9 protein-coding genes are annotated in these 13,215 nt (G+C 67.1%); 6 read left to right on the plus strand and 3 right to left on the minus strand.

Annotated features, from left to right (window positions below; genetic code table 11):
* The coding region (gene phhA / locus BW39_RS28620) for a phenylalanine 4-monooxygenase (protein WP_043825670.1) at positions 1–823 on the plus strand (823 nt) is incomplete at its 5' end.
* On the opposite strand, the gene BW39_RS28625 is transcribed toward phhA, so the two are convergent.
* A complete protein-coding gene (locus BW39_RS28625) occupies positions 772–1,770 on the minus strand; it encodes an esterase/lipase family protein (RefSeq protein ID WP_043825672.1) in 999 nt (332 codons plus the stop codon). The two genes, phhA and BW39_RS28625, sit on opposite strands and share 52 nt — an antisense overlap.
* A gap of 170 nt (positions 1,771–1,940) precedes the next feature.
* On the opposite strand from BW39_RS28625, the gene BW39_RS28630 reads away from it, so the two are divergent.
* The 5 genes from BW39_RS28630 (at position 1,941) to BW39_RS28650 (ending at position 10,548) form a co-directional block, all read left to right on the plus strand.
* Entirely contained in the window at positions 1,941–3,641 is a 1,701-nt protein-coding gene (locus BW39_RS28630) for an AMP-binding protein (protein ID WP_034390222.1), read from the plus strand.
* Positions 3,642–3,726: 85 nt separating this feature from the next.
* Positions 3,727–4,704, plus strand: a complete 978-nt coding sequence (locus BW39_RS28635; RefSeq protein ID WP_043825675.1) for an MBL fold metallo-hydrolase — start codon at positions 3,727–3,729, stop codon at positions 4,702–4,704.
* A 237-nt stretch (positions 4,705–4,941) separates the two neighbouring features.
* On the plus strand, positions 4,942–7,242 hold the full coding sequence (locus tag BW39_RS28640) for a catecholate siderophore receptor Fiu (protein WP_043825678.1): 2,301 nt from the start codon (positions 4,942–4,944) through the stop codon (positions 7,240–7,242).
* A gap of 214 nt (positions 7,243–7,456) precedes the next feature.
* Positions 7,457–9,757, plus strand: a complete 2,301-nt coding sequence (locus tag BW39_RS28645) for a catecholate siderophore receptor Fiu (RefSeq protein ID WP_043825680.1) — start codon at positions 7,457–7,459, stop codon at positions 9,755–9,757.
* Positions 9,758–9,867: 110 nt separating this feature from the next.
* Positions 9,868–10,548, plus strand: a complete 681-nt coding sequence (locus tag BW39_RS28650) for a Fe2+-dependent dioxygenase (protein ID WP_043825683.1) — start codon at positions 9,868–9,870, stop codon at positions 10,546–10,548.
* 14 nt (positions 10,549–10,562) lie between these two features.
* On the opposite strand, the gene BW39_RS28655 is transcribed toward BW39_RS28650, so the two are convergent.
* Both BW39_RS28655 and BW39_RS28660 read right to left on the minus strand, forming a co-directional pair.
* Positions 10,563–11,126 (minus strand): DUF4124 domain-containing protein, encoded by a 564-nt coding sequence (locus BW39_RS28655; RefSeq protein ID WP_043825686.1) that lies wholly within the window; start codon positions 11,124–11,126, stop codon positions 10,563–10,565.
* A 108-nt stretch (positions 11,127–11,234) separates the two neighbouring features.
* Entirely contained in the window at positions 11,235–13,214 is a 1,980-nt protein-coding gene (locus tag BW39_RS28660; RefSeq protein ID WP_043825689.1) for a lytic transglycosylase domain-containing protein, read from the minus strand.
* Between the last annotated feature and the right edge of the window lies 1 nt (position 13,215).

Here is a 13,215-nt window from a genome sequence, read left to right on the forward strand (position 1 = left end):
CGGCCAGGCCGACCGCCCCCCGCGCGGCGATTACAGCCGCGCCAGCGACGACTACACCTGCGCGCAGGACTACGACGCCTACACCGAGGCCGACCACGACACCTACCGGCGCCTGTACGAGCGCCAGTCCGCCCTGCTGCCGGGCCTGGCAAGCCAGCACTTCATCGACGCCCTGCCCTCGCTGGGCGCCAAGGACCGCATTCCGCGCTTCGAGGAAGTCAACGAGCGCCTGCGCCGCGCCACGGGCTGGGAGATCGTCGGCGTGCCCGGGCTGATTCCCGAGGTGCCCTTCTTCTCGCTGCTGGCCAACCGCAAATTCCCGGTCACGGACTGGATACGCAAGCCCGAGGAGTTCGAGTACATCGTCGAGCCCGATGTCTTCCACGACCTCTTCGGCCATGTGCCGCTGCTGTTCAACCCCGTCATCGCCGACTACATCCAGGCCTATGGCCAGGGCGGGCTCAAGGCGGCCGAGCTGGGCGCCTGCGAGATGCTGTCGCGCCTGTACTGGTACACCATCGAATTCGGCCTGATCCGCGAACAGGGCGGCCTGCGCGCCTATGGCGCGGGCATTCTCAGTTCATCGGGCGAACTCAACTACTCGGTGCGCAGCCCCGAGCCGCAGCGCCTGCCGCTGTCGCTGGAGCGCGCCATGCGCACGCTCTACAAGATCGACAGCTACCAGCACACCTACTTCGTGATCGACGACCTGCAGCAGCTGTTCGACCTCACGGCCGCCGATTTCGAGCCGCTGTACCGCCAGCTGCGCGATCAGCCCACCGTCGCGGCAGATGCGCTGCTGCCGGGCGAGGTCGCTCTGTAGGAAGCGGCGCTGCAGGAATCTGCAGCCTGAAGCCGCTCGCGCAGCGCCAGGCAAAAGCGCCAGACGCGCTCGTCGAACACCAGCTGCACGTGGGCCACATCGTCCAGGCGGTGCGCATCCTGCCCTGGCAGCGTGGCCACGGGCGATGGAAAGACGATGTTGTCGCAGCAGCTCCACCAGCAGCTGAAGGGCACGTCCGAGGGCGGCGGCCCCAGGCGCTGCAACCAGGCGCTGTCCGTGCGCATCTGCAGCGCCGGCAGGCCATGGGCGAAGCGCGCCATCCAGGTGCCACGGTGCGGGGTGGCCAGCGTCACCACATGGGCCGCCAGTTGCGGGCGCTCCTGCGCCGACAGTTGCCCCAGCCAGGCCCGCACCACCAGGCCGCCCATGCTGTGCGCCACGATCAGCGGAGCGCGCCCCGTGGCCTGGGCCATGCGGTGCGCGCAGGCATCAAGGTCGGCCACCATGGCGTCGATGGATGCGCCATGCGCCGGCTCCAGCGTCATGGCAGCGCAGGCAATGCCGCCTTTCTTGAGCCGCCGCAGCCAGGGCGCCCAGACCGCGCGGTTGCAGAAGAACCCGTGGACCAGCACCACGCCCACCTGGCCCATCGCACCCACTTGGCCGGTGGTGCCGCCGTCAGGCCAGCCATCGGCCTGGGCACGGGCGCGAAACGGCAGCCGCCAGCCAAACACCTGCACGGCCAACCGCCACTCGGCCAACCAGGCCGCCGCCACCGTGCGCCACGACGGCACAGGTGCCCCCGCCTTGCGCACCACGCGGCGCATCAGCAGCATCTGCAGGCCCAGGTGCAGGCCCGGCCAGCACAGGCCCAGCAGCGCCCCCGCCAGCGCCAGCCCGGGTGAACGCGGCCACCACCATGCCAGCCAGGCCGCGGCGCCCGCCAGCGTGCCCAGCGCCACCATTTGCAGAATGCGTGCGTTCACGGCAGCCCGTCCCCAATGAAAAAAGAAGCCAACGTAGCACAGGCCCTAGGACAACCCCGTGTAGACCGCAAAGCACCCGCCTGACCAGAATCGGCCGCAGCGGTGGCCGGCCGACCGGCGCCTGCAACTTCGCTGTCCCCCTGTCTTCCCAGCAACCCAAGGTACCCTGCATGGACGCTGCGCCCTGGCTCAAGAACTATCCCGCCGATGTGCCTCACGAGGTGCATCCCGAGCAATACCGCTCGCTCACACACCTGCTGGAGGAGGCCTTCACCCAGCATGCGGACCTGCCCTTTTCGGTCTGCATGGACCGCTGGATGAGCTACCGCGAGCTGGACCAGCTGTCCACCCGCCTGGGCGCCTGGCTGCAGGGGCTGGGCCTGGAGCCCGATGCGCGCGTGGCCATCATGCTGCCCAATGTGCCGCAGTTCGCCGTGAGCATGGCGGCCGTGCTGCGCGCCGGCTACACCTGCGTCAACGTCAATCCGCTGTACACCCCGCGCGAGCTGGAGCACCAGCTCAAGGACTCGGGCGCCACGGCCATCATCATCCTGGAGAACTTCGCCCACACCCTGGCCGACGTGATCGAGCGCAGCGCCATACGCCATGTCTGCGTCACGGCCATGGGCGATCTGCTGGGCGGCATGTACGGCAGCTGGATCACCTTCGCCGTGCGCCACCTGGCCAAGATGGTGCCGGCCTACAGCCTGCCGCTGGACGGCGCGGGCGGCACGGTGCGCGAGGTCACGACCTTTTCCCAGGCGCTGGCGCGCGGCGCCCAGAAAGAACTGCGGCCCAGCCAGGCGGGGCTGGATTCGGTGGCCTTTCTCCAGTACACGGGCGGCACCACGGGCCTGTCCAAGGGCGCCGTGCTCACCCACCGCTGCATCGTGGCCGCCACACTGCAGGCCCATGCCTGGTTCACGCCCGCGCTGCATGGCCGCGTGAAGGCCCAGGACACGCACATCATCGCGGCGCTGCCGCTGTACCACATCTTCGCGCTCACGGTGAGCCTGTTTGCCATGCGCATGGGCGCCAGCCTGAGCCTGATCCCCAATCCGCGCGACATCCCCAAGTTCGTCAAGGTGCTGCAGAAACGGCCCTTCCACATCCTGCCGGCCGTCAACACCCTGTTCAACGCCCTGCTCAACAACGCCCAGTTCCGCGAGCTGGACTTCTCGCAGCTGCGCGTGTCGCAGGCCGGGGGCATGGCCGCCAGCGAGGGCACGGCGCGCCAGTGGCAGCAGGTCACGGGCAGCGTGATGATCGAAGGCTGGGGCATGAGCGAGACCTGCGCCATCGGCACCAACAACCCCGTCATCACCACCTCCTTCAGCGGCACCATCGGCCTGCCGCTGCCGGGCATCTCCATCGCCATCAAGGACGACGAAGGCCGCGACCTGCCCATGGGAGAGGCCGGCGAGCTGTGCATCAAGGGCCCCAACGTCATGCGCGGCTACTACAACCAGCCCGACGAAACCGCCAAGGCCTTCACGGCCGACGGCTACATGCGCACCGGCGACATCGGCGTGATGGACCAGGAGGGCTTCACCCGCATCATCGACCGCAAGAAGGACATGATGGTGGTCAGCGGCTTCAACGTCTATCCGAACGAGCTGGAGAACGTGATCTCCATGTGCCCCGGCGTGCTCGAATGCGCAGCCGTGGGCGTGGCCGACGAGCGCCAGGGCGAGGCCATCAAGGTCTACGTGGTGCGCAGCGACCCGGCACTGACCGAGGACCAGGTGATGCGCTTTTGCCATGACCAGCTCACCGGCTACAAGCGCCCGCGCACGGTGGAGTTCCGCGACGAACTGCCCAAGACCAACGTAGGCAAGATCCTCAGGCGCGCCCTGCGCGATCCCGCCTGAAACCCGCACGGCCGCAGCTGTAGCCCACGCGTCAGCCGTGGCTGCCTGCGGCTGTTAGCCTTGGGCAAAAGCCGCCCACCTCCTCATGACAACCTCCGCCCCAACCAGCGACAGCGCCGCGCTGCCCCCCGGCATGACCGTGCTGGAGCGCGGCTGGCTGTCGGCCAACAACATCGTCTTCGCCGCCGATGCCGATTCCGATGTCCCTGTGGACGACCCGCAGGACGACGGCGCTGCCGTGGTCGATACCGGCTACGTCAGCCATGCCGGGCAGACCGTGCTGCTGGTCGAGCAGACGCTGGCCGGCCAACCGCTGGCACGCATCCTCAACACCCATCTGCACAGCGATCACTGCGGCGGCAATGCTGCCTTGCAGGCGCACTGGCCGCAGGCCAGAACCTACGCCGCACCGGGCCAGGCCGCCTTCGTGCGCGACTGGAACCCCGCTGCACTGAGCTACACGCCCACCGGCCAGGAATGCCCGCAATTTGCGCTGACCGGCGTGCTGCAGCCCGGCACCAGCGTGCGGCTGTCGGGGCGCGACTGGCAGATCCATGCCGCGCCCGGGCACGATCCGCACTCCATCATCCTGTTCGAGCCCGCCAGCCGCACCCTGATCTCGGCCGACGCGCTCTGGGAAAACGGCTTCGGCGTGGTCTTCCCCGAGATCGAGGGCCTGAGCGCCTTCGACGAGGTGGCCGCCACGCTCGACGTGATCGAAGGCCTGGCACCGCTCACCATCGTCCCCGGCCACGGCGGCGTTTTCACGGGCGTGGCCGCCGCGCTGGACACGGCGCGCCGCCGCCTGGACGGCTTTGTGCGCGCACCCGAGCGCCACGCGCTCTACGCGGCCAAGGTGCTGCTCAAGTACCGGCTGCTGGACTGGCAGCGCATACGCACCACCGATCTGCTGGCCTGGCTGGCCGCCACGCCCTACTTCGGCATGCTGCATGCAGGCTATTTCAGCCACGAAACCGCCGAGCACTGGAGCCGCACGCTGGTGGATGCGCTGGTGCAATCGGGCGCGGCGCAGCGCGAGGGCGAATGGGTTCACAACGCCTGAACGAAACAGATCTGCGATAGACGTAAAAGAAATTAAGAATGCTCTGATAGATTTCACAAATGGCAATGACTAGCATTCGCTGATCAGCAAAAAGGCGCTCCTGACGTCCACGGGAATCGCACTGCAGGCCAAGTGCCTGCGCTGATCAGAGCGAGCCTCAGGCCTGCCACATGACGCGCTCCGCGTCCAGCCGCCCCGCCAGCCAGCATCCAATCATGCACAGCGAGGGAGGCGGGCATGGCTCACCACACCAATCACATCACCGGCCGCAAGCACTGCGCGGCTGCGACACGGCCGCATGCCGTGGGCATCGCCGCCACGCTGATGGCACTGAGCCTGCCGATGCAGATCCAGGCGCAGCCCGCCGCGCCAGCTCCGCTGGACCAGACACTCGGTGAAGTCCAGGTCCGCGACCGCCATGACGGCGGCTACAAGGCGCAAAAGGCAGCATCCCCAAAGTTCACCCGCCCGCTGGTGGACACGCCCCAGACCCTGTCGGTGATACGCCGGGAAGTCATGGAGGAACAGGAAGCAACCACCTTGCAGGAAGCCTTGCGCAACACGCCCGGCGTGACCCTGTTGCTGGGAGAAGGCGGCAACTCCAACAGCAAGGACAACATCTTCATGCGCGGCTTCGACACCACAGGCAGCATCTTCATCGACGGCGTGCGCAACCTGGGCAGCTCGGTGCGCGACACCTTCAACATCGAGGACATCGAGATCGTCAAGGGCGCCTCGGGTTCCGAGTACGGGCGCGGCGCGCCTTCCGGCAGCATCAACATGCGCACCAAGCTGCCGATGCTGGGCGATCTGTCGCAGATACGCCTTGGCACCGGCACCGCCGACACCAACCGCGCCACTGCAGACCTGAACCGGCAGCTCGGCGCCACCGCCGCCCTGCGTCTGAACGCCATGGTCCAGAGCAGTGGTGTCGCAGGCCGCGACTTCGTGCGCGACCAGGGCATGGGCATGGCGCCATCGCTGGCCCTGGGGCTGGGCACGCCCACGCGCCTCATCGCCGACATGCAACTGCTGCAATACGACAACCGTCCCGATGGCGGCGTGCCCACCGTGGGACTTCCAGGCTTCTACAACGGCGCATTGTCCATACTGGGCATCAAAGACATACGGCCCGTGGACCCGTCCAACTTCTACGGCAGCCTGGACGACTTCAGCAAGACCGAGCTGAACCAGGCCACCGTGCGCTTCGAGCACGACCTGTCACCCGGCACCACGGTGCGCAACATCACGCGCGTGGGACGCAGCAAGATCGACCAGTTGCTCACGGGCACCTCGGGCATCGTCAGCGACGGAAGCGGCGCAAGCGCCGTGGGTCGCCCGGACCCCGCCACCTGGACTGCCTCGCGCTCGCGCCAGTTGCGCTGGCAATCCAACCAACTGCTCACCAACCAGAGCAATCTTTCATCGAGTTTCAAGACCGGCGGACTGCAGCACGCGCTGAGCGCGGGCCTGGAACTGATCTACGAGAAGCAGACCTCCAGGGGACGCACGGGCGCCGGCACTATGGCGCCCGCCAACCTCTATGCCCCCAACGTCAACGATCCAATCACGGGCCAGGACATCCGCTACACAGGCCAGATCAGCGAAGGCAACACCAGAACCGTCGCGCTGTATGCCTTCGACAGCATCGAGTTCAGTCCGCAGTGGCAGCTCAACGGCGGCCTGCGCTGGGACCGCTACCGCAGCGCCAACGACAACACCACCGCACCCAATGCCGCCACGGGTGCGCAGACCACCAGCCAACTAAGCAGCAGCGGCAGCCTGCTAAGCACAAAACTGGGGCTGGTCTTCAAGCCGGTGGACTACGGCAGCATCTACGCCGGCATCTCGACGTCGCAGCAGCCGCCGGGCGGCAGCAACTTCTCGCTCAGTGCTACGGAGGGCAACATCAACCACTCCAGCATGGACCCCTCCAAGGCCGCCAACCTGGAAATGGGGACCAAGTGGGACATCCTGGATCGCCGCCTGCTGCTGACGGCCGCCCTGTTCCAAACCACGGTGCGCAACGACCTGGGCACCATCGACAACGTCACGGGTGCCGTGACCCAGTATGGCAAGAAGCAGGTCAAGGGGATCGAGCTGGGCGCCGTCGGCCAGATTACGCCGGCCTGGAACGTCACGGCCGGCCTGGCACGCATGAACACCAAGATTGAGCAGGGCACGTCTTCACAGACCGGCGCACACCTGAACTGGTCACCCAAGCTCAGTTTCACCAGCTGGACCACGTACCGCTTCGGCAACGGACTGACGCTGGGTGGTGGCGCACGCTACATGGCCAGGATGGCGCGCCTGGTCAGCAATTCCGCCGTGCCGGACACCACCAACATGCCCAGCACACGCGACTACTGGGTCTACGACGCCTTCATGGCCTATGAGGTCAGCAAGCACCTGCGCCTTCAACTGAACGTCTACAACCTGGTCGACAAGAAATATGTGGCCAGCCTCAACAACAACGGCGCACGCTACATGCCGGGCCCAGCACGCTCGGCCCGGCTCGTGGCCACGCTGAAGTTCTGATGCCAGCGAGGTGTTGCCGAGCGGCAACGAACAGACAAGGCGATATCAGATAGTTCTTATATTTTTATTAAGAATCACTATCATTTTCACTACAGACATAGACCTCTGTTACAGCCAGCACCGGAGCCGTCCTGCACGCCATCCGACCAGCAAGCCAGCACATTCACCGCCCACGGCGCCCTCCCGTGCGCCGGGCATTGCGCCCTCCTCCAACATGGCGAACTCCAACACGTACATCAAAAGCCGCAAACACCATGGTGCCGGCCGCCCGTCGTCGGCCGGTCTCATCGCTGCTGCCGCAGCCCTGGCCACCCTGGGCCTGCCCGCAATGGCCCAGACTTCTTCCCCTGGCACCAATGCCGCGCCCAGCCTCAAGGAAGTGACGGTCGAAGGCGCACGCAGCACCGGCTACGAGCCCACGCAGGTCTCCTCTCCCAAGTTCACCCAGCCGCTGGTGGACACCACGCAGACCATCTCCGTCATCAAGGAGCAGGTGCTGCAGGAACAAGGCGCCACCACGCTGACCGAGGCGCTGCGCAACGTGCCCGGTGCAGGCACCTTCTACGCGGGCGAGAACGGCAACACCAGCACGGGTGATGCCATCTACATGCGCGGCTTCGACACCTCCAACAGCATCTATGTGGATGGCGTGCGCGACGTGGGTTCCATCTCGCGCGACGTGTTCAACACCGAGCAGGTGGAAGTCACCAAGGGCCCGGCCAGCACCGACTACGGCCGCAGTGCCCCCACCGGTGCCATCAACATGGTCACCAAGCAGCCCAGCCTGACCGACAGCTTCGGCGCCTCGCTGGGTGCGGGCTCGGGCAGCTACAAGCGCTCCACCGTGGACTGGAACAAGAGCCTGACCGGCATGGGCGGCGCGGCCTTCCGGCTCAACGCCATGGTGCAGGACGCCGGCGTCGCCGGCCGCGACCGCGTGGCCAACGACCGCTGGGGCATCGCACCGTCGTTCGCCTTCGGACTGAACACCGACACGCGTACCTACCTGAACGTGCTGCACGTCAAGCAAAGCAATGTGCCGGACGGCGGCGTGCCCACCATCGGCCTGCCCGGCTACAGCAACACCGACGCGCGCCTGAACGCGGGCCGCCCCGTGGACCCCAGCCGCTTCTACGGCACCAGCGCCGACCACGACGACGTGACGGCCGACATGGTCACGCTGCGCGTGGAGCACGACTTCACGCCCGACACCACGCTGCGCAACACCACGCGCTGGGGCCGCACCAAGCAGGACTACCTGCTCACGGCCTTCATGACGCTGTCTGCCAACAACAGCAGCAACCCCGCCAACTGGACCGTGGCGCGCAGCCTGCCGACCTTCAAGAACCAGGTCAACGACATCGTCACCAACCAGACCAACCTGACGACCAAGCTGGCGACAGGCAGCGTGCGGCACGAGCTGAGCACCGGGGTGGAGATCACGCGCGAGAAGCAGAGCAACTACGGCACGGGCACCACAGGCGCCTGGCCCGATGCCAATCTCTATGACCCGCAGGTGCCCAGCTCCGGCCTGAACTGGTCGCGCAACGGCGCCGACAGCAAGGGCTCGACCGACACCTTTGCGCTGTACGCCTTCGACACGCTCAAGTTCAACGAGCAATGGCAGGCCAACGCCGGCCTGCGCCTGGACCGCTACAAGACGCAGTACGACGCACGCGCCGTCTGCGGCGGCCGCAGCGGCCCGGCCTGCGGCAGCAATCCTGCAGGCACCGTGCTGCCCAGCGCCGTGGGCCTGGAGGCCTCCGACACCCTGCTGAGCTGGAAGATCGGCGGCCTCTACAAGCCCGCGCCCAATGGCAGCGTGTACGTGAACTACGCCCTGTCGCAGCAGCCACCGGGCGGTGCCAACTTCACGCTGTCCACGGCCGCCAACAACGCCAACAATCCCAACATGGACCCGCAAAAGGCCAAGACCGCCGAGCTGGGAACCAAGTGGGAGCTGATGGACAAGCGCCTGCTGCTGACAGGCGCGCTGTTCCGCACCGAGATCACCAACGAGATCGTCACCAACCCTGACGGCACCGTGGGACAGACCGGCAAGAAGATCGTGCAGGGTCTGGAGCTGGGCGCCACGGGCCAAATCAGCCCGGCCTGGGGCGTGACGGCGGGCTACACCATCCAGAACACCAAGGTGGACACGGGTGCCACCGTGGCGCAGGACGGCTCCAGCGGCCTGACCTACACGCCCAAGAACGCCTTCTCGCTGTGGACCAGCTACCAGTTCCCGTTCGGCCTGACGCTGGCTGGCGGGGCGCGCTACTCGGGCGGACTCAAGCGTGGCACCGACGGCGCCGTGGGCACGCCCAACTTCACCGATGCCTACTGGGTCTTCGATGCCATGGCCAGCTACCGCATCAACAAGAACGCCGACATCCAGCTGAACTTCTACAACCTGTTCGACAAGGAATACGTGGGCGCCATCAACAAGAGCGGCTACCGCTATTTCCCGGGCACGCCGCGCTCCGTGCGCGTGTCCGCGAACTTCCGCTTCTGAGTGGATGCAAGACGGGCCGCTGCGCCGGCCTTGCCGCGCGCAGAGCGCCGACAATCTCTGTACCGCCCCGGCCCCGCCGGGGCTTTTTCCATGCGAGGAGGACCCGCACCATGATGCTGCACATTCCCGACGTGCTCACGCGCCAGCAGGTCACTGCCATCCGCACAGCCATCGACGCCGCCGACTGGGTGGATGGCCGTGCCACGGCAGGCAGCCAGGGCGCCCGGGTCAAGCGCAACCGCCAGTTGCCCGAAGACTCGCCCGTGGCACTGGAGCAGGGCCGCATCATCGAGCAGGCGCTGGCGGCCAATGCGCTGTACTTCAGTGCCGCCCTGCCCGCACGCACCATGTTGCCGCTGTTCAACCGCTATGCGGACAGTGAAACCTATGGCCTGCACGTGGACGGTGCGGCGCGGCGCCTGTCAGGCACGCAGCAGTGGATGCGCACCGATGTGTCCTGCACCCTCTTCCTCTGCGATCCCGAGGACTACGACGGCGGCGAGCTGGTCGTGGTGGACACCTACGGCACGCACGAGGTCAAGCTGCCGGCCGGCGATCTCATCCTCTACCCCTCCACCAGCCTGCACCGCGTGGAACCGGTCACCCGGGGCGAGCGCGTGTGCTCCTTCTTCTGGGCACAGAGCATGGTGCGCGACGACACACGCCGGGCCATGCTGTTCGAGATGGACCAGACCATCCAGCGCCTGCGCGAAAAACTGGGCGAGACCGACGAAACCCTCAGCCTCGCGGGCCAATATCACAACCTGCTGCGCATGTGGGCGGAGACCTGAGGAATCGGATCGCTTCAGGGCTTGTGCTTTTCGGCACAGCCGATCAGGTGGTTGTAGCTGTTGGACATGCACTGGTACATGGCCTTGGAGCGGCCCGTGGCGGCCTGGCAGTCGGCCACGGTGGCGTGCGTGCGCGCCTCGCGGAACTTGCCGGCGGTTGCATCGAACTGCGCCTGCGTGATGTAGCCGCCCTTGACGTTCTTCTGCCCGTTCTCGACCATGGTGTCCACCTGGCTGCGGATGTTGTCCACGGCGGCGGCGCAGTTCAGCGGCACCTCCTTGGAATCGACCTTGCTCAGGCCCTTGGCCACGCCGTCCGCCATCTCGCGCACCTGCTTGGGCAGCTTCTTCGTGCCGTCGGGGTTGCGCTCCTCGCCAAACCGGCCCGAGCCTGCGCCCGAGCTGCCATTGGGCGATACCTTGATCTGGCCGGCATCGGCCTGGTCGGTGGGCAGCTGCGATCCGTAATGCGTGCGCCCTTCCGCGTCCACCCATTTGTAGACGGGCTGCGACGCCGCCGTGCACGCCCATGCAAGACCCAGCGCGGCCCAGGCCGCGCGGCTCCATGTTGTTGTCATTATTGAAACCCCTGCGGTATCCGGGGCCGCGGCATGCGGCCCGCCTGTCGGTAACCAAGTGTAGCAACGCCAGGCGACGCTGCACCCCGCAGGAATGTCAAGTGCGGCTCAGGGCAGGTCCTTGCTGGGGTCGGGCGTGGCTGCGTCGCGGGGGCCGATGGTGCCCAGACGGCTCTTGAGCGACTGGGGCTGGCCCGTGATGAGCGCCGCGTAGTTGGTGGTGTTGGACAGCACCTTCTTCACGTAGTCGCGCGTCTCGGTGAAGGGAACGTTCTCGGCCCAGATGGCGGCGTCGAGCACCGGGCCGTTGCGCCAGTTGCGCGGGCGGCCGGGACCGGCGTTGTAGCCGGCCGCAGCCAGTGCCATGGAACCGTCGAAATCGTCCAGCGCCAGCTTCAGATAGGCGGTGCCGATGGTGATGTTCACCTCGCGGTCATTGATCATGGACGGAGAAAAGTCCGTCATGCCGATCTTGCGCGCCGTCCAGCGGGCCGTGGCCGGCATGACCTGCATCAGGCCCGAGGCGCCCACGCCCGAGCGGGCATCCATGATGAAGCGGCTTTCCTGGCGGATCAGGCCATAGACGTAGGCCGGGTCCAGGCCGATGGAGCGCGAGCGCGCCAGCACCGTGTCGTGGAAGGGCATGGGAAAGCGCTGGCTCCAGTCGGCAAAGCTGCGGGTGCGCTCGCTGGTGTTGATGCAGCGGTCCCAGACCTGCTGCTGGCAGGCCAGGTCGGCGGCGGCCAGCAGTTCGCGGTCGCTCATGCCGCCGGCCTGGTGCAGGTTGGTGGCGTAGTTCCATTCGCGCACGCCTTCGCTGCGTAGGCCGTTCTGGATGGCGTAGAGGCCGCGCACCAGGCTGGGGTTGGCGCGGGCCGCGGCCTTTTCGGGCGCCGTGGGCGGCGCCGGCTGGGGGGGCGCCGTCACGCGCTGGCCGATATCCTCCAGCGCCAGCTGCTCGTAGAAACTGCCGGGGCCGGCCATGTCCTCCAGCAACTGGCGCGCCTCGGAGCGTTCCTGCTCGCTCGGTCGGCCGGACAGCAGGGCGCGCGCCTTCCAGTAGGTCCATGTGTGTTCGGTGCGCTCGGGACCCATGGCGTCGATGGCGCGGCGCACCGTGCGCCAGTCGCCGGCGCGCAGCGCGGCGCGCACCTTCCAGCCCAGCAGTTCATCGCTGAGGTCGCCGTCCTTGCGCACCTTGCCGAAATAGGTCGCCGCTTCGGGCTGCAGCTTGAGCGCGGCCTGCTTGCCGATCACGCCCCAGGCCCAGTTGTTCTCCTCGGCCGTCAGCCGGGCACCCCAGCCGCCTTCCAGCTGGGTGGCCGCCGCCGCCGGGTCGCTGGAGGCCATGCGGACCAACGCCAGCAGCGCCAGCTCCTTGGGCACGGCACCGCGCACGCGCGTCTGCCCGGCCAGGTACTTGGCGGGCGAGGCAAAGACCTGCGCCACCTGGGGCAGGGCCTCGGGAGCGACGATGGCCACCGCATCGCGCGTGGCCTTCTGGCGATTGGCCTCGGCCGCCTGGCGCGCCTTGCGCCAGACTTCGGGTTCGCTGATCTGCTTGGCCGCGTACAGCTCGCCGGCGGCGTAGGTGCAGCCGTCGTCGGCGTCGCGCTGGGCCCACCACAGGTCGCGCACCTGCTGGCCCAGGTTGGCAGCAGGCTGGCCCTTGATGCTGTCGATCAGCAGGGCGTAGCAGCTGACGGAGCGGTCATCGCGCATGCGAAACGCACCATGCACCTGGTCGAACATGCCCCAGTCGCGGCGCTGCCCCAGCAGCAGCAGCCAGTCATTGCGCAGCCGGTCTTCCTGGTAGGTGCCGGGCCAGCGCTTGAAAAACCCCAGAATCTCATCGGCACTGGCTTCATCCAGCCGGGCCTTGAGTTCCCAGTACGCGGCCCAAGGTTCGAGCACATGGCCACGCGCAGAAGGCAGCAGCTGCGTGAGCTTGGCCTTGTCGCCTTTGCGGAAGGCCTGCTGCATTTCCAGCAAGACATCGTCGCCACGGTTTTGCGCCAGCGCAGGCGTGGCTGCGGTGGTCCAGAGGGAAGCCGCCAAAAGCGGTGTCAAAATCTTCAGCCAGTGCATG

Origin of the sequence: Delftia sp. RIT313 (assembly GCF_000632165.1) — a bacterium.
Classification (GTDB): domain Bacteria; phylum Pseudomonadota; class Gammaproteobacteria; order Burkholderiales; family Burkholderiaceae_C; genus Comamonas; species Comamonas acidovorans.